This is a genomic window from Aromatoleum toluvorans (genome assembly GCF_012910905.1).
GTDB lineage: Bacteria > Pseudomonadota > Gammaproteobacteria > Burkholderiales > Rhodocyclaceae > Aromatoleum > Aromatoleum toluvorans.
The window spans coordinates 84203-105623 of the sequence record NZ_WTVN01000006.1; the positions used below are offsets into that span (position 1 = coordinate 84203).

The 21421-nt window shown below is 68.1% G+C and carries 25 protein-coding genes and 1 riboswitch; of the genes, 18 read left to right on the forward strand and 7 right to left on the reverse strand.

The genetic code is table 11. From position 1 onward, the window contains the following. Nucleotides 1-5 precede the first annotated feature (5 nt). The 8 genes from GPA22_RS05970 to GPA22_RS06005 all read left to right on the forward strand — a co-directional run bounded on the left by GPA22_RS05970 (nucleotide 6) and on the right by GPA22_RS06005 (nucleotide 4899). Entirely contained in the window at nucleotides 6-929 is a 924-nt protein-coding gene (locus tag GPA22_RS05970; protein WP_169255182.1) for a hydroxymethylglutaryl-CoA lyase, read from the forward strand. A 92-nt stretch (nucleotides 930-1021) separates the two neighbouring features. Continuing rightward, on the forward strand, nucleotides 1022-1231 hold the full coding sequence (locus tag GPA22_RS05975) for a DUF1289 domain-containing protein (RefSeq protein ID WP_169255183.1): 210 nt from the start codon (nucleotides 1022-1024) through the stop codon (nucleotides 1229-1231). 109 nt (nucleotides 1232-1340) lie between these two features. Then, a complete protein-coding gene (locus GPA22_RS05980; RefSeq protein ID WP_169255261.1) occupies nucleotides 1341-1496 on the forward strand; it encodes a DUF1289 domain-containing protein in 156 nt (51 codons plus the stop codon). Continuing rightward, nucleotides 1493-2413 carry an MBL fold metallo-hydrolase gene (locus GPA22_RS05985; RefSeq protein WP_169255184.1) on the forward strand — a complete coding sequence of 307 codons (921 nt, stop codon included), beginning with the start codon at nucleotides 1493-1495 and terminating at the stop codon, nucleotides 2411-2413. Before GPA22_RS05980 ends, GPA22_RS05985 begins: the two co-directional genes overlap by 4 nt. Nucleotides 2414-2503: 90 nt before the next feature. Next, nucleotides 2504-3382: an RNase adapter RapZ gene (gene rapZ, locus GPA22_RS05990; protein ID WP_169255185.1), complete on the forward strand. Its 879-nt coding sequence runs from the start codon at nucleotides 2504-2506 to the stop codon at nucleotides 3380-3382. Continuing rightward, nucleotides 3379-3768, forward strand: coding sequence for a NusG domain II-containing protein (locus GPA22_RS05995; RefSeq protein ID WP_169255186.1), 390 nt, complete (start codon nucleotides 3379-3381; stop codon nucleotides 3766-3768). The genes rapZ and GPA22_RS05995 overlap by 4 nt, the downstream gene beginning before the upstream one ends. After that, on the forward strand, nucleotides 3749-4282 hold the full coding sequence (locus GPA22_RS06000; RefSeq protein ID WP_211168963.1) for a Gx transporter family protein: 534 nt from the start codon (nucleotides 3749-3751) through the stop codon (nucleotides 4280-4282). The genes GPA22_RS05995 and GPA22_RS06000 overlap by 20 nt, the downstream gene beginning before the upstream one ends. Before the next feature lie 35 nt (nucleotides 4283-4317). Further along, nucleotides 4318-4899 carry a peroxidase-related enzyme gene (locus GPA22_RS06005; protein ID WP_169255187.1) on the forward strand — a complete coding sequence of 194 codons (582 nt, stop codon included), beginning with the start codon at nucleotides 4318-4320 and terminating at the stop codon, nucleotides 4897-4899. A gap of 22 nt (nucleotides 4900-4921) precedes the next feature. On the opposite strand, the gene ruvC is transcribed toward GPA22_RS06005, so the two are convergent. Then, complete coding sequence (gene ruvC, locus GPA22_RS06010) at nucleotides 4922-5485, reverse strand: crossover junction endodeoxyribonuclease RuvC (protein ID WP_169255188.1); 564 nt, start codon at nucleotides 5483-5485, stop codon at nucleotides 4922-4924. Nucleotides 5486-5640: 155 nt separating this feature from the next. On the opposite strand from ruvC, the gene GPA22_RS06015 reads away from it, so the two are divergent. After that, nucleotides 5641-7455, forward strand: coding sequence for an autotransporter domain-containing protein (locus tag GPA22_RS06015; protein WP_169255189.1), 1815 nt, complete (start codon nucleotides 5641-5643; stop codon nucleotides 7453-7455). A gap of 257 nt (nucleotides 7456-7712) precedes the next feature. After that, entirely contained in the window at nucleotides 7713-8642 is a 930-nt protein-coding gene (locus tag GPA22_RS06020; RefSeq protein ID WP_169255190.1) for a hypothetical protein, read from the forward strand. Nucleotides 8643-8761: 119 nt separating this feature from the next. Here GPA22_RS06020 and GPA22_RS06025 read toward each other — a convergent pair whose 3' ends face one another. Beyond that, complete coding sequence (locus GPA22_RS06025) at nucleotides 8762-10147, reverse strand: dicarboxylate/amino acid:cation symporter (RefSeq protein ID WP_343035960.1); 1386 nt, start codon at nucleotides 10145-10147, stop codon at nucleotides 8762-8764. A 477-nt stretch (nucleotides 10148-10624) separates the two neighbouring features. Here GPA22_RS06025 and GPA22_RS06030 point away from each other — a divergent pair, with 477 nt between their 5' ends. Continuing rightward, on the forward strand, nucleotides 10625-11149 hold the full coding sequence (locus GPA22_RS06030) for a CHRD domain-containing protein (protein ID WP_169255192.1): 525 nt from the start codon (nucleotides 10625-10627) through the stop codon (nucleotides 11147-11149). A 123-nt stretch (nucleotides 11150-11272) separates the two neighbouring features. Here the strand turns inward: GPA22_RS06030 and GPA22_RS06035 are convergent, their stop codons facing one another. Next, nucleotides 11273-12151: a DMT family transporter gene (locus GPA22_RS06035; RefSeq protein ID WP_169255193.1), complete on the reverse strand. Its 879-nt coding sequence runs from the start codon at nucleotides 12149-12151 to the stop codon at nucleotides 11273-11275. Between the two features lie 140 nt (nucleotides 12152-12291). Further along, on the reverse strand, nucleotides 12292-13023 hold the full coding sequence (locus GPA22_RS06040; RefSeq protein WP_169255194.1) for a YebC/PmpR family DNA-binding transcriptional regulator: 732 nt from the start codon (nucleotides 13021-13023) through the stop codon (nucleotides 12292-12294). Nucleotides 13024-13230: 207 nt separating this feature from the next. On the opposite strand from GPA22_RS06040, the gene GPA22_RS06045 reads away from it, so the two are divergent. The 4 genes from GPA22_RS06045 (at nucleotide 13231) to GPA22_RS06060 (ending at nucleotide 16708) form a co-directional block, all read left to right on the forward strand. Beyond that, nucleotides 13231-13848 carry a hypothetical protein gene (locus tag GPA22_RS06045; RefSeq protein ID WP_246264105.1) on the forward strand — a complete coding sequence of 206 codons (618 nt, stop codon included), beginning with the start codon at nucleotides 13231-13233 and terminating at the stop codon, nucleotides 13846-13848. Between the two features lie 63 nt (nucleotides 13849-13911). After that, the gene (locus tag GPA22_RS06050) at nucleotides 13912-15432 is read left to right on the forward strand and encodes a helicase HerA-like domain-containing protein (protein ID WP_169255196.1); all 1521 of its coding nucleotides are present in this window, start codon (nucleotides 13912-13914) and stop codon (nucleotides 15430-15432) included. A gap of 43 nt (nucleotides 15433-15475) precedes the next feature. Next, entirely contained in the window at nucleotides 15476-16339 is an 864-nt protein-coding gene (locus tag GPA22_RS06055; protein WP_343035963.1) for a DMT family transporter, read from the forward strand. Between the two features lie 72 nt (nucleotides 16340-16411). Continuing rightward, the gene (locus tag GPA22_RS06060) at nucleotides 16412-16708 is read left to right on the forward strand and encodes a hypothetical protein (protein WP_169255197.1); all 297 of its coding nucleotides are present in this window, start codon (nucleotides 16412-16414) and stop codon (nucleotides 16706-16708) included. Nucleotides 16709-16816: 108 nt separating this feature from the next. On the opposite strand, the gene metF is transcribed toward GPA22_RS06060, so the two are convergent. From metF to GPA22_RS06075, 3 genes are all read right to left on the reverse strand, one after another. Continuing rightward, nucleotides 16817-17650 carry a methylenetetrahydrofolate reductase [NAD(P)H] gene (gene metF, locus GPA22_RS06065; RefSeq protein ID WP_169255198.1) on the reverse strand — a complete coding sequence of 278 codons (834 nt, stop codon included), beginning with the start codon at nucleotides 17648-17650 and terminating at the stop codon, nucleotides 16817-16819. 12 nt (nucleotides 17651-17662) lie between these two features. After that, nucleotides 17663-19090, reverse strand: a complete 1428-nt coding sequence (gene ahcY, locus GPA22_RS06070) for an adenosylhomocysteinase (protein ID WP_169255199.1) — start codon at nucleotides 19088-19090, stop codon at nucleotides 17663-17665. A 75-nt stretch (nucleotides 19091-19165) separates the two neighbouring features. After that, a riboswitch (S-adenosyl-L-homocysteine riboswitch) is annotated at nucleotides 19166-19230 on the reverse strand. A gap of 47 nt (nucleotides 19231-19277) precedes the next feature. Then, nucleotides 19278-19793 carry a DUF2242 domain-containing protein gene (locus GPA22_RS06075; protein WP_169255200.1) on the reverse strand — a complete coding sequence of 172 codons (516 nt, stop codon included), beginning with the start codon at nucleotides 19791-19793 and terminating at the stop codon, nucleotides 19278-19280. Nucleotides 19794-20164: 371 nt separating this feature from the next. Here GPA22_RS06075 and GPA22_RS06080 point away from each other — a divergent pair, with 371 nt between their 5' ends. From GPA22_RS06080 to GPA22_RS06090, 3 genes are all read left to right on the forward strand, one after another. Then, entirely contained in the window at nucleotides 20165-20371 is a 207-nt protein-coding gene (locus GPA22_RS06080; RefSeq protein ID WP_169255201.1) for a cold-shock protein, read from the forward strand. Nucleotides 20372-20512: 141 nt separating this feature from the next. After that, a complete protein-coding gene (infA, locus tag GPA22_RS06085) occupies nucleotides 20513-20773 on the forward strand; it encodes a translation initiation factor IF-1 (protein WP_169129604.1) in 261 nt (86 codons plus the stop codon). 100 nt (nucleotides 20774-20873) lie between these two features. Further along, nucleotides 20874-21368: a cytochrome P460 family protein gene (locus GPA22_RS06090; protein ID WP_246264107.1), complete on the forward strand. Its 495-nt coding sequence runs from the start codon at nucleotides 20874-20876 to the stop codon at nucleotides 21366-21368. The last annotated feature ends 53 nt before the right edge of the window (nucleotides 21369-21421 follow it).

A 21421-nucleotide genomic window follows, 5' to 3' on the forward strand; every position in this document is an offset into this window, starting at 1 on the left:
AGATCGTGCCATTGCCGAAAAGCGTACGCATCGTCGAGGTCGGCCCGCGCGACGGGCTGCAGAACGAGAAGCTGGTCGTCGCGACCGACACCAAGGTCGAGCTGATCGCGCGGCTCGCCGATGCGGGCCTGAGGACGATCGAGGCGACGTCCTTCGTGTCGCCGAAATGGGTACCGCAGATGGGCGACAACGCCGAGGTGATGGCGCGCATCGCGCGCCGTCCGGGCGTCGCCTATCCGGTGCTGACGCCCAACCTCAAGGGGTTCGAAGCGGCGCTCGCCGCCGGCGCGCAGGAGGTCGCGGTGTTCGGCGCGGCGTCCGAGTCCTTCAGCCAGAAGAACATCAACTGCTCGATCGCGGAATCCCTGGAGCGCTTCCGCCCCGTCACCGAAGCGGCGCATGCGGCTGGGGTGAAGGTGCGCGGCTACGTGTCCTGCGTCGCCGGCTGCCCCTACGAGGGGCCGGTCGCACCGGAGAAGGTCGCCGAAGTCGCCGCGACCCTGATGGAGATGGGCTGCTACGAAGTGTCGCTCGGCGACACGATTGGCAGCGGCAATCCGGCCACCATCGCGCGCATGCTCGAAGCCGTGATGAAGCGCGTGCCCGTGGAGCAGCTGGCCGGGCACTACCACGATACCTACGGCATGGCGGCGGCGAACATCTACGCGTCGCTCGAGATGGGCGTTGCGGTGTTCGACGCGTCGGTCGGCGGGCTGGGCGGCTGCCCCTACGCGGCCGGCGCGTCGGGCAACGTCGCGACCGAGGACGTCGTGTGGCTCTTGAACGGCCTCGGCATCGAGACCGGCATCGATCTCGAACGCCTCGTCGACATCGCGGCCTGGATCAGTAGCGTGCTCGGGCGCGAGCCGGCCTCCCGCGTGGCCCGCGCGGTGCTCGCGAAGCGCGCGAAGGCGGCGTGCGCCGGCTGATGCCGCACCCGCACAATGAACTCAATCGGGCAGCGGCGGACCAACCCACACAACACGCCGCGCCCGATCCCAAGGACACCCCCGACCCCGACATGAGCATCGCCTCCCCCTGCATCAACATCTGCCGCATGAGTGCGGCGACCGGCCTGTGCGAAGGCTGTTTCCGCAGCCTCGACGAGATCGCCCGCTGGAGCCGCCACGACGACGCGGAGAAGTTGCGCATCCTCGAACGGGTTGCGCAGCGCCGCGCCGACCCGGGCGCCGCGGCGGCGCCGACGCTCGCTTCGACGGAGGGCGCATGAGCGCCCCCGCCCGGCCGCCCGAAGGGGGCGCTCTTCCTCCCTCGGGGAGGATGTTGCACAGCGACAGGAGGGTAGTCCGGTGAGCGAATCCCTGTGTGTCGGCGTGTGCATGATCGACTGGGACTCGGGCGTGTGTCTCGGCTGCGGGCGCACGCCCGAGGAGATCGACGGCGTTCCCGTGCCCGAGGTGCAACCGGCGCCGCAACCGGCTGCGCCGCCGCTGCCCGACAACGTCGCCGTGCAGATCGGCGAAGGCTCCGAATGAGCGCCGCGGCCAGGCTCCCCGACACCATCCGCGTGCTCGAACGCGGCTGGCTGTCGGCCAACAACGTCGTGCTGTTCGATGGCGGCAGGGCGACCGTGGTGGACAGCGGCTACGTCAGCCACGGCGAGCAGACCGTCGCGCTGCTGCGCGAAGTGCTGGCGGGGCGGGAACTCGCCGATCTCGTCAACACGCATTCGCATTCCGACCACATCGGCGCCAATGCGCTGCTGCAGCGCACCTTCGGCTGCGCGATCACGGTGCCGGCGGGCATGCTGCCGGCGGTCGCGGCGTGGGACGAGGACGCGCTGCTGCTGACGACCGCCGCGCAGTCGGCCGAGCGCTTCCACGCCGACCGCGCGCTGCATCCGGGCGACACGCTGGAGATGGGCGAACTGGTGTGGCAGGCGATCGCCGCGCCCGGCCACGACATGGATGCGCTGGTGTTCCACAACCCCGACCGGCGCATCCTGATCTCGGGCGACGCGCTGTGGCGCGACGGCTTCGGCATCCTGTTCGCCGAGGTGCTGGGCCTGGGCGACGGCATCGGCGCGACACGGCGCACGCTGGAGGCGATCGCGCGCCTGCCGGTCGACGTCGTGATCCCCGGCCACGGCGCGCCTTTCGTCGAGTTCGACGATGCGCTCGCGCGCGCGTTTGCGCGCCTGCGCGCCTTCGAGGAGGACGGCACGCGCATGGCGCGCAACGCGATCCGCGCCTGCGTGACCTTCTCGCTGCTCGACACGCGCAGCATGCCGATCGACACGCTCGCCGCGCATCTCGCCAGCGTGCCGCTGTACCGCGAGGCCAACGCCCGCTTCCTCGGCCTCGCGCCCGACGCGCTCGCGGACTGGCTGGTCGGTGAGCTGACGCGCGCGGGCGTCGCCCGGCGCGAAGGCGACTTCCTCGTCGCCGCCTGATCCGACTTTCGTCGTACGTGTCATCGTCGCGCGCTGGCCGCCACGGGGCGCTTTGGCGATAATCACCGCTCCACGGCGGAGTTTGGGGTCATGCAGATCGTTCTGATAAGCGGCTTGTCGGGTTCGGGGAAGAGCGTCGCACTCAAGGTGCTCGAAGACGCCGGCTATTACGCCGTCGACAACTTGCCGGCGAGCCTGCTGCCGAAGCTCGTCGCGGAGCTGCGCCGCACCGGCTACGAACGGGTCGCGGTTGCCGTCGACGTGCGCTCGGGCGTCAACATCGACGCGCTGCCGCAGAAGGTCGAGTATCTGCGCAGAACCGTCGGCGACCTGCGCGTGATCTTTCTCGAAGCGCGCGACGACGTGCTGTTCGCGCGCTTCTCCGAAACGCGCCGGCGCCATCCACTGGCGAGCGACGAGGTCTCGCTCGAGGAGGCGATCCAGAAGGAGCGCGACGCCCTCGAATCGATCGCCGCGCTGGGCCATCGCATCGACACGAGCGAGCTGCAGGCCAACACGCTGCGCGCGTGGATCAAGGACTTCATGCAGATCGAGCCCACCGCCGGGCTCACGCTGATGTTCGAATCCTTCGGCTTCAAGTACGGCATTCCGCTCGATGCCGACCTCGTGTTCGACGTGCGCTGCCTGCCCAACCCGCACTACGACCCGCTGCTGCGCCCCTTCACCGGCAAGGACCAACCGGTGATCGATTTCCTCGCCAACCTGCCGGAAGTCGAGCGCATGTACGAGGATATCCGCCGCTTCGTCGCCGGCTGGCTGCCGAGCTACGCGCGCGACAACCGCAGCTACCTCACCGTCGCGATCGGCTGCACCGGTGGCCAGCACCGTTCGGTGTATCTGGCCGAGCGGCTGGGACAGCACTTCGCCGGATCGGTCCGCGTGCTCGTTCGCCATCGCTCGGCTGCGCGCCGCGACGTCGATCGCGGGGCACGGCCGACCGATCAGTGAGAGCGCGGCTGGCCGAGTGGATCGTCCTGCTGCGGCCGGGCGACTGGCTGGTGCTCGTCGGCGCGCTCGCGCTGTGCGTGCTGTCCGCCCTGACGCTGTGGCGCGGCGGCGCGCCGGACAAGGCGGTCGTGCGTGCCGGCGGCAAGGTGTTTGCCGAAGTGGGGCTCGCCCGCGCGCAGATCCTCGAAGTGCCCGGCCCGCTGGGGGTCACGCGCATCGAGATCGCCCCGGGCCGCGCGCGCGTCGCCGCCGACCCGGGGCCGCGCCAGTACTGCGTGCGCCAGGGCTGGCTCACGCGCTCGGGCGCGGTCGCGATCTGTGCGCCCAACCAGGTGTCCCTGAGCCTCGCCGGCGGTGCCGCGGACTATGACTCGCTCAACTATTGAGATCGTGCCGACGCCCGACGACCGGCGCATCGCGCGCCTGGCCGCCGCCGCGATCGTGCTGACCGTCGCCGAGGCCGCGATCCCGCTGCCGCTGCCCGGCGTGAAGCCGGGGCTGGCGAACATCGTCACGCTGATCGTGCTCGCGCGCTGGGGCTGGCGCGACGCGGTGTGGGTCGCGCTGCTGCGCGTGCTCGCCGGCAGCCTGCTGCTCGGGCAGCTCTTCGCGCCCGGTTTCTTCCTCAGCCTGTCGGGCGCGGTCGCGAGCCTGGCGACGCTGGGGCTCGCGATGCATCTGCCGCGCCGCTGGTTCGGCCCCGTGAGCCTCAGCGTGTTCGCTGCGTTTGCGCACATCGGCGGTCAGCTCGCGCTGGCGCGGCTATGGCTCGTGCCGCACGACGGCGTGTTCTACCTCGTGCCGCTCTTCGCCGCCGCCGCGACGCTGTTCGGCCTCGTCAACGGCCTGGTCGCGGCGAAGCTGATGCAGGGCCGGGTTGCGGATAGAATCTCAAAATAAGAAGAATCTGATGTTTTCCAGAAAGGAGTGGTGACGTGAGCGAACAAGCGATCAGCCGTTTTCCGGTCCCCGAACTCAAGGACCTGCCCGACGACATCCGCGAGAAGATCCTCGCGGTGCAGGACAAGGCGGGCTTCGTGCCCAACGTCTTCCTCACGCTCGCCCACCGCCCGGACGAGTTCCGCGCGTTCTTCGCCTACCACGACGCGCTGATGGAAAAGAACGAGGGGCTGACCAAGGCCGAGCGCGAGATGATCGTCGTCGCGACCTCGGGCGCCAACAACTGCCTCTACTGCGTCGTCGCGCACGGCGCGATCCTGCGCATCCGCGCGAAGAACCCGCGCGTCGCCGACCAGGTCGCGACCAACTACCGCAAGGCCGAGATCACGCCACGCCAGCGCGCGATGCTGGACTTCGCGATGAAGGTCGCGCTCGAGGCGGCGGCGGTCGAGGAGGCCGACTTCGCCGCGCTGCGCGAACACGGTTTCGGCGAGGCCGATATCTGGGACATCGGCGCGATCGCCGCCTTCTTCGCGCTGAGCAACCGCCTCGCCAACATGACCAGCATGCGGCCGAACGACGAGTTCTACCTGATGGGGCGCCTGCCCAAGGTCTGAGTCCGCCGCCGCGCGACCGGCGTCAGCGCCGCTCCGGGGCGACGAGGATGCGCCCGGCGCGGCGGCGTCCGCCGATCCCGCCGGTCATCCCTTCGCCGCCATGCGCATGGCAGATCGCGCAGGCGAGCGCGTCCGCGGCGTCCGGGCCGGGGCTGCCGTCGAGCGCCAGCAGGCGCTGCACCATGTGCTGCACCTGCTCCTTGTTCGCCTTGCCGTAGCCGACGACGGCCTGCTTGACCTGCAGCGCGGTGTATTCGTGCACCGCCAGGTCGCAGGACACCGCGCCGCAGATCACCGCCCCGCGCGCCTGCCCGAGCAGCAGTGTCGATTGCGGGTTCACGTTCACGAACACCTTCTCGACGGCGACCTGGTCGGGCGAATAGCTCGCGACGACCTCGCGCACGCCGTCGAGCAGGGTCTTCAGCCGCCCCGGCAGTTCGCCGTCACGCGTGCGGATGCAGCCGCTCGCCACGTAACGCAGCTGGCTGCCGAGCTTGTCGATGACGCCGAAGCCGGTGATGCGCAGCCCCGGGTCCAGGCCGAGAATGCGGGTGGCGACGATGCGCGATGCGGAGGATTCCTTCATCCGCGCATTCTAAAGGAAGGCCGCGCTCCGTCGCCCGGATGCCTTCATATACAAATCCTTTCATGACGAACGGGTTGATTGCGGTCGATGCCGGTAAGATACCCGTTTCTCGCTGCCACCCGATGCAGCGTCAATAACAAACCGGAGATCCCCCGATGATCAGACCCGCACTGCTCGGCATGGCCGTCACGGCGGCATTCAGCGCGAGCGCCCTCGCCGCCGACTTCAGCAACACGATTTTCTTCGGCGACAGCCTGAGCGACGCGGGGACCTTCTCCGCCTTCCTGCCGCCGGGAACCGGCCGCTTCACGACCAATCCGGGGCCGGTGTGGAGTGAGAACCTCGCCGCTGGGCTTGGCACCGGCGCGAGGCCGGCCGTGGTGGGGGGCACGAACTTCGCGGCGGGCGGCGCACGCATCTCGTCCCTGCCCGGTTTCCCCGACCAGAACCCGACCCGGTTCGCCACGCCGATCCGCAGCCAGATCGACGCCCATCTCGCCGCGAACGGCGGACGCGCCGATCCCGGTGCCCTCTATTCGGTGTGGGGCGGTGCCAACGACCTCTTCGTGGCGCTCCAAAGTTCCCCCACCCCGCTGGTCGGCGTCGTCACGGCTGCCAGCGACGAGGTGGCAGCCGTCGGCACCCTACAGGCTGCAGGCGCGCGCTACATCCTTGTGCCGAACCTGCCCGATGTCGGCGCCACGCCCTTCGGCGCCTCGCTGGGGCCGGCCGCGGCAGGCGTCACCGCGCTGGTCGGCGCCTACAACCAGGTGCTGTTCGGCGGGCTCGCCGCCGCCCGCATCCAGGTGATTCCGCTCGATACCTTCGCGCTGCTGCGCGAGGTCGGTGCCGATCCGGCACGCTACGGCTTCGCGAACGTGACGCTCCCCGCGTGCGGGGCGACGCCTTCGCTGCTGTGCACGTCCGCCGATCTCATCGCACCCGGCGCCGACCGGAGCTTCCTGTTCGCCGACGGCGTGCATCCGACGACTGCCGGCCACCGCGTGATCGCCGACTACGCGCTGAGCGTGCTGCGTGCGCCGGGCGCCGTGTCGCTGCTCGCCGAGTCGCCCCTCTACACGCGCGAGGCGCTGTACACCACGGTGCAGGACCAGCTCGCGCTCGGCGCCTGGGCGCGCGGGCAGAGCGGACGCAACGTGTGGGCGAGCCTCGGCGGCGGGCGCCTGAAGTATTCGTCGAGCGAGGCCATCCCCGGCGCCAGCGGCGACCCCTACGATCTGGCGGTCGGCGTCGATACCTGGGTGACGCCCTCGCTCAGCGTCGGTGCGGCGCTCGGTCTTGCCACGCTCGAGGCCGATTTCGCCCGTGACGGCGGCGACTACGAACAGCGCGAGCAGACCGTCGCGGTGTACGCCGGCTACCGCAGCGGCCCGCTGCATGCGACCGCCGTCGGCGCCTTCGGCAACATCGACTACGACACCCGGCGCGATGTCACGCTCGGCGCGGCGCAGCGCACGATGAAAGGCTCCACGTCGGGCACGAACGTCTCGCTCGGGCTGCAGGCCGGCTACGACTTCAGCGCCGGGGCGCTGCGGCACGGGCCGACCGCCGGCGTGCATGTGCAGCAGGTCGAAGTCGACGGCTTCGCCGAGAAGGGGCAGTCCTCGACGACGATGGCCTTCCGCAGCCAGGACCGCGATTCCCTCGTCGGCAGCATCGGCTATCAGGCGAGCTGGGACCTCGGCCGCTACCTGCCGTACGCGCGCGTCGCCCTCCACCACGACTTCGAGGACGACGACCGCACGGTGCGCGCCAACCTCGCCAGCCTGCCGGCCAACAGCTTCGCGCTGCCGGCCTTCGCGCCCGAGCGCACCTGGGGGACGGCCGCGGTGGGTGTCGGCGCCAAGTTCTCGCCGGCCCTGAGCGGCAACCTGGCACTGTCGACCCGCGTCGCACAGGACAACGTGCGCGCCTGGGCGCTGCAGGCCGGCCTCAGTCTCGGATTCTGACCTGCGCACGACGGGTCGTTCCCCCGCGCCCGTCGACCGTGGCATATCCCGCGGCCTGGCGGGCGCGGCGCCGCCTTTCCCCGACGGTCGCCAGCGGCCGGCACGTCTCCCCGTCTCGATCAAATCCACGATCATGTCATGGTCAATGAGCTAGACTGGCAACATGAGTCGTGTGGCTGCCCCGTTTCCGGATTGATGCTCCGGGAGGCCCGGAGCGGGGAGGCCGGGCTCTGGATAGCCAAAACGAGGGGAAAATCATGAAAAACAGATCGAAACATGCGCTCGGAGCTGCGCTGATCGCGTCTGCCGGCCTGCTGGCGACGGCCGACGTGCTTGCCGACGCACAGTCGGCCCGCGTCGTGGCCGCCGAGGAAGCACGCATGAAAAGCGCCTTCCCGCGCCTGCTCGACAGCGCCAGGGAACTCAACAAGGCGCTCAAGCGCGTCAGCGAGCAGAGGAAGGTCGACAACTCGCGCGTGGTGCAGGACAACGACGCCAAGATCAAGCAGGCGGAAGCCGCGGCGGCCGACGGCAAGATCGTCGATGCGCGCCTGATGCTCGAGGACGCCTATCTGGCGGCCAAGCTCGCGATCGCGGACATGGTGCAGGCGGCGCCGCCGGCCGCCAGGCCCGCGGCGCCCGCAGCCGGCCGCGACACGCCCGATCCGCGGGAACAGAAGGACTATGCCGCACGCAAGGAGTCGACGCAGGCGCTGCGTGACGCGCTGGCCCGCATCGCCGACGAAAAGAACGACGACAAGGGCCGGGCCGAAGTGCAGGTCATCGACAAGCTGATGCGCGATGCCGATACCGAACGCGCCGAAAACGCCAGGCGTGGCCGCGCGATTCTCGATCATGCCTACCTGCGCACCAAGGTCCAGATCGAACGCCTGCGCGGCGGCGAGACGCTGGTGCGCACGCTGCAGTTCGACAGCAAGGGCGACGAATACCGCTACGAGCAGGATCGCAACGAGACCTACCGCATGCTGATCCCGATGCTGGTGCAGAACGGCAGTGCGCGCGATGCACGCCTCAAGGACATGCTCGACCGCGCCGCGAAGCTGCGCACCGAAGCCGATGCCCAGGCCAGGCGCAACGAGTTCGAAGGTGCGCTCAAGAACATCGACGAATCGACGACCGAATACCAGAAGGCGATCCGCAACGCGGGCGTGCTGCTGCCCGGCTGACCGGATCGCGAGCCGGGCGTCCCGGCTCCGTGCGCCGTTGCCAAAGCAATCGGCCCGCCGACATTTGCCGGCGGGCCGATTTTCATCGTGGTGGCCGCGGAACGGCCACCGGGAAGTGCTTACGCCCGGGCAGGGACTGCGTGGTGCGGCAATTCGGCCTGCTGCTCCACTTTTGCCACGGCCGGGCGCAGGTCCATGTGCGCGTCCTGCAGGTCGAGCACGGCCTCGGGGTCGTTGGCTTCCTCGAGCGTCTCGTTGTTGAGGTGGCTGTTGAGCGTCTTCATGTCGACGTCCTTGCACCACTTCGCCACCACGACCGTCGCGACGCTGTTGCCGATCAGGTTGGTCAGCGCGCGCGCTTCCGACATGAAGCGGTCGATGCCGAGGATCAGCGCGAGGCCGGCGACCGGCACGCCGCCGACGGCCGACAGGGTCGCGGCGAGCACGATGAAGCCGCTGCCGGTGATGCCGGCGGCGCCCTTCGAGGTGAGCAGCAGCACGGCGAGCAGCGTCAGCTGCTGCGTGAGGTCGAGCGGGGTGTTGGTCGCCTGCGCGATGAACACGGCCGCCATCGTCAGGTAGATCGAGGTGCCGTCGAGGTTGAACGAGTAGCCGGTCGGGATCACGAGGCCGACGGTCGACTTCTTGCAGCCCAGGTTTTCCATCTTCGCCATGAGGCGCGGCAGTGCCGATTCCGACGACGAAGTGCCGAGCACGATCAGCAGCTCTTCCTTGATGTAGGCGATCAGCTTCACGACCGAGAAGCCGTGGATGCGGGCGATCAGGCCCAGCACGCCGAAGATGAACACGATGCAGGTCAGGTAGAAAGTGCCCATCAGCATCCCGAGCTGGGCGAGGGCGCCGACGCCGTGCTTGCCGATCGTGAAGGCCATCGCGCCGAACGCGCCGATCGGGGCGACCTTCATGATGTAGCCGACGATGCCGAACAGCACGTGCGAGAACTTCTCGATGAAGTCGAACACCAGCGTGCCGCGGCCGCCGAACTTGTGCAGCGCGAAGCCGAACAGCACCGAGAACATCAGCACCTGCAGGATTTCGCCTTTCGCGAAGGCGTCGACGACGGTCGTCGGGATCACGTTGAGCAGGAACTCGACGGTGCCCTGCATCTTCTTGGGGTCGGTGTAGGCGGCGAGCGCCTTCGTGTCGAGCGTCGTCGGATCGATGTTCATGCCGGCGCCGGGCTGGACGACGTTGACGATCACGAGGCCGATGAGGAGTGCGATGGTGCTGACAACCTCGAAGTAAAGCAGCGCGAGGCCGCCGGTCTTGCCGACCTTCTTCATGTCCTCCATGCCGGCGATGCCGACGACGACGGTGCAGAAGATGATCGGGGCGATGATCATCTTGATCAGCTTGATGAAGCCGTCACCCAGCGGCTTCATGGCCGCGCCGGTCTCGGGATGGAAGTGCCCGAGCAGCACGCCGATGACGATGGCGACGATGACCTGGAAATACAGCGAACGGTAAAGCGGTGTCTTGGCCACGGTTTTCTCCTCCATTTGTGGCGCGATTATTTCCATAAGCCCATTTTGTGGGCAGTGTGAATTTCCGCATTGTGGATATCACGGAGATCGGACGCTGCGCGCGCAGTGGCAGGGATTCCGCGTTGCGCGTAACGGTCCTGTCCGACCGGCAGTCCCGTTGCAGGCAGTTACCAACTGTTACTGCAAACATGCGCCGATGCGGGGGTGAAATTCTTGCAACCGGCGGTGTATTGCCTACGGTTAAATTCAAATCGGATCAGACGGGCGCGTTCTGTCCGATGCACTCCGGAATCGGGGGGTGCAGGGCCGGCAATCGGCCCCCTCGAACTCGCGCGGGCCGGGCGGATTTCATGACCGGGCCTGCGCCCAGCACACCCCTCCCTCTTGCGGCATTCGGCACCAGGACCGCTGGCCTGACCCGTTGCGAGGCGACCGCATCGTGATCGCGGTCATACCCACGGAGAGAGGAGAACGAAAATGAAACAAACGAACTTCGGTACTCGAAGCGGTTGCCGGCGCATCGCTGCGCTGGCTCTCGCGGTGTTCGCCATTTCCCCGGTTGTCTGGGCTGCAGAAACGGAAACGTTCAAGGCCATGTTGACCGGGGATCAGGAGGTCCCGCCAGTCGTTACCGACACCATCGGCAAGTTCAGGCTCGAGTTCGACAGCTTGGCGAATGAAGCCGAGGTCAGGCTGGTGGTCCGGGACGGGATGAGCATCATCGGGTCCCACCTGCATTGCGGCGTGCCCGGCGAGAACGGCCCTATCGTGGTGTCCCTCGCGCACTGGGTGACCCCCGAGCGCGGTTACGATGTCGATGGGAAGTGGATTGCCAACGCCACGCTGACCGATGCCAGCGTGATTGACCACCCCGTGTGCGGGACGGGCCTTGCGGCGTTCGTCGCAGCGATCCGGGCCGGCAACGTGTACGTCAACGTTCACTCCGTCGCCCATCCGGGCGGGGTGATCCGCGGGCACCTGCTGCCGGCTGAGGACGACTAGACCGGAGGCAGAATCGCACAGCCGATTCGGCGCGCCGGGAAAACGAATTCCCGGCGCGCCGACGGAGGCATCGTACAGGAGCAAGCCGTATGACACCGGCACCATGGCTGTCCATGGCCGGTGTCAAATCTTGCGCGCGAGCCACACCCCGGCCACCGCCACGGCCATGCCGACGAGCGCGAGCCCCGTCAGCGTCTCGCCGAACAGCAGCCAGGCCAGCAGCGCGGTGGTGGGCGGCGTCAGGTAGAACAGGCTCGCGACCTTCACCGCGCTGCCACTGCGGATCAGCAGGTTGAGCAGGCTGATCGCGCCCAGCGACAGCACCAGCACGAGCCACAGCAGGGCGAAGACGAAGTCGCCGCTCCAGGCGACATGCATCGTCTCGGTGCGGCTGGCGAGGAAGGCGGTGACGGCCAGGCTGGGGATGAACTGCATCACCGCGCCGGTGCGCAGGTCGAAGCTCGGGCAGAAGCGCTTCTGGTACAGCGTGCCGCAGGTGATGCCGGCCAGCGCCGCCAGTGCCGGCATCAGCATCCAGCCGAGATCCCCGCCGGTGCCGACGCCGACCTTGTTGCTGACGACCAGCGTGACGCCCGCGAAGCCGAGCGCGAGGCCCGTCCACTGGCGCGGCGTGACCCGTTCGCGCAGCAGCCAGCCCGCGCCGAGCGCGGTCAGCAGGGGCTGCATGCCGACCACCAGCGAGGTGACGCCGGCCGGCAGGCCGCGGTGGATCGACATGAATACGCCACCGAGGTAGGTCGCCTGCACCAGCAGGCCGGCGATGCCGATATGCGCGACCTGGCGCCAGTCGCGCGGCCACGGTGCGCGCATCGCCAGCGCCAGGGCGCCCATCAGCGTGATCACCAGCACGTAGCGCGTGCTCAGGAAGGTCAGCGGCTCCGCGTAGGGCAGGCCGAACTTCGCGCCGAGGAAGCCGGTGCTCCACAGCAGCACGAACAGCAGCGGGGCCGCGGCGGTGAGGCGGGAAGGCTGTGGGGGCATCGGTCGGCGGCGGAGAATCGAAAGTGCACGATAGTACCTGTGCGTGATCGATATTGCCGAGCGGATACCGAAGTACGGGGGCAAAAAGCACAGGGCCGCCCCGTGGCGGCCCTGCTTGTGGCGATGGTGAGGCGGGAGGCTTATTCCTCGTCGTCCAGCACTGCCGACGTATACACGTTCTGCACGTCGTCGAGCGACTCCAGCGCATCGAGCAGCTTCTGCATGCGCACGGAGTCGTCGCCGGTGAGTTCGGTCTCGTTCAGCGGCTTCATCGTCACTTCGCCGAACTCGGCCTTGAAGCCGGCCTTCTCGAGCGCGTCCTTCACGCTGGAGAACTCGTACGGCGCCGTGACGACCTCGATCGAGCCGTCGTCGTTGGGGATCACGTCCTCGGCGCCGGCCTCGAGCGCGGCTTCCATCAGCGCGTCCTCGCTCGTGCCCGGGGCGAACATCAGCTGGCCGCAGTGCTTGAACTGGAACGCGACGCAGCCATCGGTGCCCATGTTGCCGCCGTACTTGGAGAAGGCATGGCGCACGTCGGCGACGGTGCGGGTCTTGTTGTCGGTGAGGCAGTCGACCATCACCGCGGCGCCGGCGATGCCGTAACCCTCGTAGCGCACTTCCTCGTAGCTCACGCCTTCGAGTTCGCCGGTGCCACGCTTGATCGCGCGGTCGATGTTCTCGCCCGGCATGTTCTGCGTCTTCGCGTTATCGACGGCGAGGCGCAGGCGCGGGTTGAAGTTCGGGTCGCCTCCGCCCATGCGCGCGGCGACGGTGATTTCCTTGATCAGCTTGGTGAAGACCTTGCCCCGCTTGGCGTCCTGACGGCCCTTGCGGTGCTGGATGTTGGCCCATTTGGAATGACCAGCCATAAAAACCTCGAATCCTGCCGGGTGGCGTTGAAAGAACAGAACCGCGGGCATTATACAGGCGCGCTGCCCGCGACTTCACTGCTTGCGGGCTGTCCCGGCGGCGGCCTGCTCTGGTAGATTCCCGTCATTATTTGCGGTCGTGCATGCCGGAGGGCCGGCGTGACGCGACGGCGCGATGCGAAGGGAGAGACGATGCGGCGCAGGCTCATGCTGGTCGCAGTACTCGCGCAGCTGTGCGCGGGCGGATGGGCGCAGGCCCAGGAGCAGACGACCTACCACGGCTGCACGGACGCCGACGGCCGTGCCGTGGCCGCGGTGAGCGATCCCGCCCTCGACCGCGTCGTGGCCAGCCGGCCGGGCGCGCCCGAGATCCGCTACAACGAGTCCGCGTTGCCGCGATTGCAGCCCGAGACGCGGCTGTTCCTGTTCGCACACGAATGCGCCCGCCACAATCTCGGCCAGCCGCTCGCCGGTGCGCGTTCGGAAGCCGATGCGCGGCGCGCCGACTGCCACGGCCTCGCGTCACTGCTGCGCTCGGGGCTGCTCGATGCGGCGCGCATCGACGCGCTCGAGCGCGACCTGAAGTTCGCCGACGGGGAGTGGGAGCGCGTCCCGGGGCCGCCGCGAGCCTTCGCGCTGCGCGCCTGCGCCGCGGAGACCGCCGCCCGCCGCATCCTCACGCGCCCGACGCCGGCGCAGCCCGAATGGAACGCCTGCGTGCGCGGCTGTGGCGCACGCCTGCGCGCCTGCGCGCCGCGCACGGCCGCGTGCGAGGACGCCTACGAGCGCTGCGCGAGCCTGTGCGATTTCCGCTCGCCGCCCTGAGCGGCGCGCGATGCGCCGCTGCTGTACCGAATCCGCCCTGAACGTACCCATGAGGCATCCGAAATGGCCGAACCACTGTTGATTGCAAAGAACGCCCAGAAGGACATCACCCTGTTGCCCCGCCTGGCCAACCGCCACGGACTCATCACCGGCGCGACCGGCACCGGCAAGACCGTGACGCTGCAGAAGATGGCCGAGGCCTTTTCGTCCATCGGCGTGCCGGTGTTCCTCGCCGACGTGAAGGGCGACCTGTCGGGGGCCGGCGCCGCGAGTGTCGCGTCCGACAAGCTGATGCAGCGCCTCGCGGCGCTGGGCATCACCGAATACACGCCGCGCGCGAACCCGGTGGTGTTCTGGGACGTCTTCGGCGCAGGCGGGCACCCCGTGCGCGCGACGATCTCCGACATGGGGCCGCTGCTGATCGCGCGCCTGCTGAACCTCAACGACACGCAGGCGGGTGTGCTGCAGCTGGTGTTCAAGATCGCCGACGACAGCGGCCTGCTGCTGCTCGACCTGAAGGACCTGCGGGCGATGATCCAGCACGTCGGCGACAACGCGAAGTCCTTCACGACCGAATACGGCAACGTCTCCGCGGCGTCGATCGGCGCGATCCAGCGCGGCCTGCTGGCGCTGGAGCAGGAAGGCGGCGACAGCTTCTTCGGCGAGCCGATGCTGGATCTCGCCGACCTGATCCAGACCGACGGCGAGGGCCGCGGCGTGATCAACATCCTCGCGGCGGACAAGCTCTACCACTCGCCCAAGCTGTATTCGACTTTCCTGCTGTGGATGCTGGCGGAGCTCTTCGAGCAGCTGCCCGAAGTCGGCGACCTGGACAAGCCCAAGCTGGTGTTCTTCTTCGACGAGGCGCACCTGCTGTTCAGCGACGCGCCCAAGGCGCTGGTCGAGAAGGTCGAGCAGGTCGTGCGCCTGATCCGCTCGAAGGGCGTCGGCGTGTACTTCGTCACGCAGAACCCGCTCGACGTGCCCGAGACGGTGCTCGGCCAGCTCGGCAACCGCGTGCAGCATGCGCTGCGCGCCTTCACGCCGCGCGACCAGAAGGCGGTGAAGACCGCGGCCGAAACGATGCGCGCGAACCCGGCCTTCGACGCCGCGACCGCGATCACCGAACTGGGCGTGGGCGAGGCATTGGTGTCCTTCCTCGACGACAAGGGCCGCCCGGACGTCGTCGAGCGCGCCTTCGTGATCGCACCCGCGTCGCGTCTCGGCCCGATGACGCCCGAGGAGCGCAAGGCCGCGATCCAGGGCTCGGTGCTGTACGGGCATTACGAGCAGCAGCTCGACCGCGAATCGGCCTACGAGAGGTTGCGCGGGCAGGGCGGCGCCGGCACGGCCGGGACCCCCGCCGGTGCGCCGGCGGGACAGGCGCCGGCAGCGCAGGCGGGCGGGGGCATGCTGGGCGGCATGAGCGACATCCTCTTCGGTTCGACCGGGCCGCGCGGCGGCAAGCGCGAGGGGCTGGTCGAGGTCGCGGCAAAGACCGTCGTGCGCACGATAGGCAGTTCGGTCGGGCGCGAGATCGTGCGCGGCCTGCTCGGTTCGCTGCTGGGCGGACGCCGCCGATGAGGCACCGAAACTGAGCGGACGGGCCTCCCCGAACCGCACCGGGCTGCTCTTCGCGACGCTCGGCGCGGTCGGATTCTCGTTCAAGGCGATCTTCGTCAAGCTCGCGTACCGCTACGGCGTCGACGCGGAGACGCTGCTCGCCCTGCGCATGGGGTTGTCGCTGCCCTTCTTCCTCGTGATGGGGCTCGTTGCCGACCGGCGGGCCACGCACCGGCTGGGGGGCGGCGACTGGCTGTGGATGGTGGCGCTGGGTTTCTCCGGCTACTACCTGTCGAGCTACCTCGACTTCCTCGGCCTGCGTTACATCACCGCGGCGCTCGAACGCCTGATCCTGTTCCTCTATCCGACGCTCGTGATCCTCCTGTCGGCGCTGTTCCTCGCGAAACCGATCGGCCGGCGCACGCTGGCGGCGCTGGCGTTGTGCTACGCGGGCATCGGCCTCGCCGTCGGACACGACCTCCACGTCGCGGGCGAGGCGCGCGACGTCGCCATGGGCGGCGCCCTGGTGTTCGCCAGTGCGCTCTTCTACGCGCTGTACCTGATGGGCAACGGCCAGGTCGTCGGCCGCCTCGGGGCGATGCGTGTGACCGCCTTCGCGACCAGCGTCGCGTGCGTGCTGTGCATCGGGCAGTTCCTCGTGCTGCGGCCGGTGTCCGCGCTCGACCTGCCCTGGCAGGTGTACGCGCTCGGCGCCGCGATGGCCCTGATGTCGACCGTCGCCCCGGTGTGGCTGGTATCGGAGGCGATCCGCCGCCTCGGCGCCGGGCCGGTCTCGCTGATGGGCTCGCTGGGGCCGGTCGTCACGATCTTCCTCGGCTGGCTGCTGCTCGACGAGGCGCTCGGCGTGTCGCAGCTCGCCGGCGCGGCCCTGGTGATCGCGGGCGTGCTGGTCATGGCGCGGCGCTGACGCCCGTTCGCGGCAACTCGCGGGGAGCGGGGGCTGTCCAACCGGGCATCACCACTCGCGCGAGGTCCCGCAATGACGCCAGAATCCGTCGAGTCCCTGATTGCCGAGATCGAGGCCGAGGAGCATATCGACTTCGGCGACCTCGCCATCGGCGAGGAGGAGGCGCGCAGCCTCATGGCGCGCCATTTCTGCGACATCGACCGCCGGCTCGCCGAGCACGGCCTGAGCGCGGAGAGCCGGCTGGAGGTGATGGCGGCCATCGCGGCGCACACGATGGTCGAGAACCTGGTGCTGCATCTGGGGCGCCTGCGCGGCGCCGCGGCGAAGGCGGATTTCCGTGCGTGGATGCGCCGCCACGGCATGTCCTGAACGTCGGGAGAAGATCGTTGCGGGCGGTTCCGCCGCGAGACTGCCGGATCGTGCGATCGGCAGTCTCGCGACGGAAGCCGCTCCCGCAGGAGTGGGCCGGCCCTCCGCTCACACCAGCTTGAGACGCTCGCAGATGGCCGTCGTGAGGCCGGCCTGGTTCATGCTGTAGAAGTGCAGGCCGGGGGCGCCGGCGGCGATCAGCCTTTCGCACAGTTCGGTCACCACGTCGAGGCCGAAGGCGCGGATGGACTCCGCGTCGTCGCCGAAGGCCTCGAACTTCCGGCGCATCCAGCGCGGGAGCTCCGCGCCGCACGCGTCCGAGAAGCGCGCCAGCTTGTAGAAGCTGACGATCGGCATGATCCCCGGCACGATGGGGATGTCGACGCCCATCGCACGCACCTCGTCGACGAAATGCAGGTACGCGTCGGTATTGTAGAAGTACTGCGTGATCGCCGAATTCGCGCCCGCGTCCGCCTTGCGCTTGAACGCCTTCAGGTCGTCCCGCGGGCTCTTCGCCTGCGGGTGCCATTCCGGGTAGGCCGCAACCTCGATGCGGAAGCGGTCGCCGGTCTCGGTGCGGATGAATTCCACCAGCTCGTTGGCGTAGCGGAACTCGCCCGGATCGCCCACGCCCGACGGCAGGTCGCCGCGTAGCGCGACGATGCGGCGGATGCCCGCGGCCGCGTAGTCGGCGAGGATCTCGCGGATGCCCGCGCGCGTCGAGCCGATGCACGACAGGTGCGGCGCCGCCTCGAAGCCCTGCGCGGCGATCTCCTTCACGGTCGCGAAGGTGCGCTCGCGCGTCGAGCCGCCGGCGCCGTAGGTCACCGAGAAGAACGCGGGCTTGAGGCGCGCGAGCTTGTCGCGCGTCGCCCGCAGCTTCTCGACGCCGTCGGGCGTCTGCGGCGGAAAGAACTCGATCGAAAGTTCAGGCTTGTGCATGACGCACCTCGATCAGTAGCGGTAGTGGGCCGACTTGTACGGCCCCTGCTTCGGCACGCCGATGTAGGCCGCCTGCTCGTCGGTGAGCTCGGTGAGCTGCACGTTGAGCTTCTTCAGCTGCAGGCGCGCGACCTTCTCGTCGAGGTGCTTGGGCAGCGTGTACACCCCCACCGGGTAGTCCGCGGTGCGCGTGTACAGCTCGATCTGCGCGATCGTCTGGTTCGCGAACGAGGACGACATCACGTAGGACGGGTGGCCGGTCGCGCAGCCGAGGTTCACCAGGCGGCCCTTGGCGAGCAGGATGATGCGCTTGCCAGGTTTTCCATCAACTGAGGGGAAGATCACGTGATCGACCTGCGGCTTGATCTCTTCCCACTGGTATTTTTCCAGCGAGGCCACGTCGATCTCGTTGTCGAAGTGGCCGATGTTGCACACGATCGCCTGGTCCTTCATCGCCGCCATGTGATCGTGCGTGATGACGTGGAAGTTGCCGGTGGTGGTGACGAAGATGTCGGCGTGCGCCGCGGCATATTCCATCGTGACGACGCGATAGCCTTCCATCGCCGCCTGCAGCGCGCAGATCGGGTCGATCTCGGTGACCCACACCTGGGCGGAGAGCGCGCGCAGCGCCTGCGCCGAGCCCTTGCCCACGTCGCCGTAGCCGGCCACCACCGCGACCTTGCCGGCGATCATCACGTCGGTGGCGCGCTTGATGCCGTCGACGAGCGACTCGCGGCAGCCGTACAGGTTGTCGAACTTCGACTTGGTGACCGAGTCATTGACGTTGATCGCCGGAAACCTGAGGTCGCCGCGCGCGTGCATCTGGTACAGGCGATGCACGCCGGTCGTCGTCTCTTCGGTGACGCCCCTGATCTGCGCGAGGCGCGTGGAGTACCACTTGGAATCAACCGCGAGCTTGGCCTTGATCGCGGCGAAGAGGATGGTCTCCTCTTCCGAGCCCGGCTTGGCCAGTACCGAGATGTCCTGCTCGGCCTTCGCGCCCAGGTGCAGCAGCAGCGTCGCGTCGCCGCCGTCGTCGAGGATCATGTTCGAGTAGCCGCCATCCTTCCATTCGAAGATGCGGTGGGTGTAGTCCCAGTAGTCGACCAGCGTCTCGCCCTTCACTGCGAACACCGGGATGCCCTGCGCGGCGATCGCGGCGGCGGCATGGTCCTGCGTCGAGAAGATGTTGCACGAGGCCCAGCGGACTTCGGCGCCGAGCGCGGTCAGCGTCTCGATCAGCACCGCGGTCTGGATCGTCATGTGCAGCGAGCCGGTGATGCGTGCGCCCTTGAGCGGCTGCGCGGCGGCGAATTCCTCGCGGATCGCCATCAGGCCGGGCATCTCGGTTTCCGCGATGCGGATTTCCTTGCGGCCCCAGTCGGCGAGTTTGAGGTCGGCGACGACGTAATCGGTGAAGGTTTCAGCCACAGTGTTCATGTGAACTCCTTGAACGTGTGGCCGGGAAGGGGTGCTGCGGGTGGACTCACCTCGTCACCCCGTGCCCGGCACGGGTTAAGGTGAGCGCAGTTCCGGATAGCCGAGCCTGGGACGAAGGTCTCGCAGCGCTCCTCGGCAGAAGCGGATTATAGCGTACGCACTGCCGGATGCCGCAAGGCGCCGCCGGTCAACTGCCCTGCAGCGAATCGATCAGGCTGAAGAGCCGCTTGTAGAAGTCCGGGTCTGAGATCGTCTCCTCGCCGACCTTGATCAGCGCCTCCTTGTCGGCGGTCCACGGCAGCGAAATGGAGCCGATGCCCGCGACGCCGACACCGGCGCTCGTCGCCGCGGACTTCAGCTCGTAGCGCGTCTGCAGCGCGTTCGCGTAGATCGCGGTGCCGACGTTGCTGGGCAGGCACACCAGCGTGATGTCGAGCGTCATGCCGTAGTTGGCCTTCGGCAGGAAGAACTTCTCGCCCTTGATGCGCGTCGCCTTGGTCGCGTCGACCTGGTAACCCTGGCTCAGCAGCGCGCGCTTGGCCACCTCGCACGCGGCATCCGGGTCGCGGGTGCTCCAGGTGACGAAGGGCGATTCGGCGGAGAAGCTCTCGCCCTCGTAGGCGGCGGGAGGGGGCGCGGAGGCGCAGCCGGCGAGCAGCAGTCCCGAAAGCAGGACAGGAAGGCGACGCGCGGGATGAAGCATGGGGTAAATCCGGAGTGGGGGTGCGAGAATGGATATTAGAGCATCCCGGGGGCTCGCGGTTCGGCGATACAGGTTCCTCTCGCCCCTTGCTTCAGGCGCTGCAAGCCATGCACGAGGCGGGATGTAACGATGCCCTCCGGCGGGACGCGCCGGGCTCCGGCCGCACAGCGAAAAATGTAAGAATTCATATTTTGTTTGCAAGACCGGGCAATGCAGTCCATAGTGCGCCCAGCGATCTTCAAGTAGCACAGTTGTTTGTCTGGTTCGGTCTCTGCTGTTGTTTCTGCGGTACTCCATCCTCTGCATCCTGCCGTCTTGACCTTCGCCCGCGCCTTAGGGCAATTTTTTCAGTTTTTCAGGATATTCAAGACATGGCAGCAGGTACTGTGAAGTGGTTCAACGACGCCAAGGGCTTCGGTTTCATCACCCCGGAAAACGGCGGTGACGATCTCTTCGCCCATTTTTCCGCGATTCAAGGGTCTGGCTTCAAGACCCTGGCCGAAGGTCAGCGTGTCACTTTCGACATCACGACCGGCCCGAAGGGTCAGCAGGCGTCGAACATCCGCGCGGCTGACTAAGCCCGCGCCGGCGCGGCAACCGTGCCGCGCCCCGGTCCCTGGCGGGACCGGGATCCCGGAATCCGTTCCGGAACGCATCCCCGAAAGGCCTGGCACAAGCCCGGCCTTTTCTTTTTTTCATCTTTCCCCGGAGAAACTGTCATCGCCAAGGAAGAACTGATCGAAATGGGTGGCGTAGTGACCGAAGTCCTGCCCGATGCCCGATTCCGTGTGACCCTGGACAACGGTCACGACCTTGTGGCGTATTCCGCAGGCAAGATGCGCAAACACCACATCCGCATCCTGTGCGGCGACAAGGTTTCGCTGGAACTGTCGCCCTACGACCTGAGCAAGGGGCGCATCACGTTCCGCCACATCGAAGGTCGTGGCCCGGTGAGCCCGCAGCAGCGGCGCCGTCGCTGAAACTTTTTTCTGCCTGGAACAATTCGCGCTCGTCGACTGTTTGAGTTGAGCGTGCGCCGCGCCTGCGGGCACGTCCTTCCCCGACGACGAGGATTTTTCCATGAGCAAACGATTTCCCATGCTGATCGGCGCGCTGGTTTGCGCCGCGACATCGGCCTTTGCCGTTGAGCCAGCCCCCAACGGCATCACGCTGCCCGAAGGCTACCGCCAGTGGCAGGTGCTGGCCGTGCATCAGCGCTCGGACAACACCACGCTGCGTGCCGTGCTCGGCAACGACGCCGCCGTGAAGGCGGTGCGCGAAGGCAAGACCAATCCGTGGCCGGACGGCGCCGTGCTCGGCAAGCTGGTGTGGAAGGGGGTGAAGCACGATCGCTGGGAAACGGCGCTGGCGCCGGGCGATTTCGTGCATGCCGAGTTCATGGTCAAGGACAGCGCCAGGTACCCCGCGACCGGCGGCTGGGGCTTCGCGCGCTGGGTCGGCATGGCGCAGAAGCCCTACGGCACCGACGCGAACTTCGTGCAGGAGTGCTTCAACTGCCATCAGCCGGTGAAGGATCGCGACTTCGTCTTCACCCATCCGGCCCAGCTGCCCTGAGCGACACGGCGGACGCCCGCGGGCGCTGACCGCCCCGGCGCGCGCCGCATCGC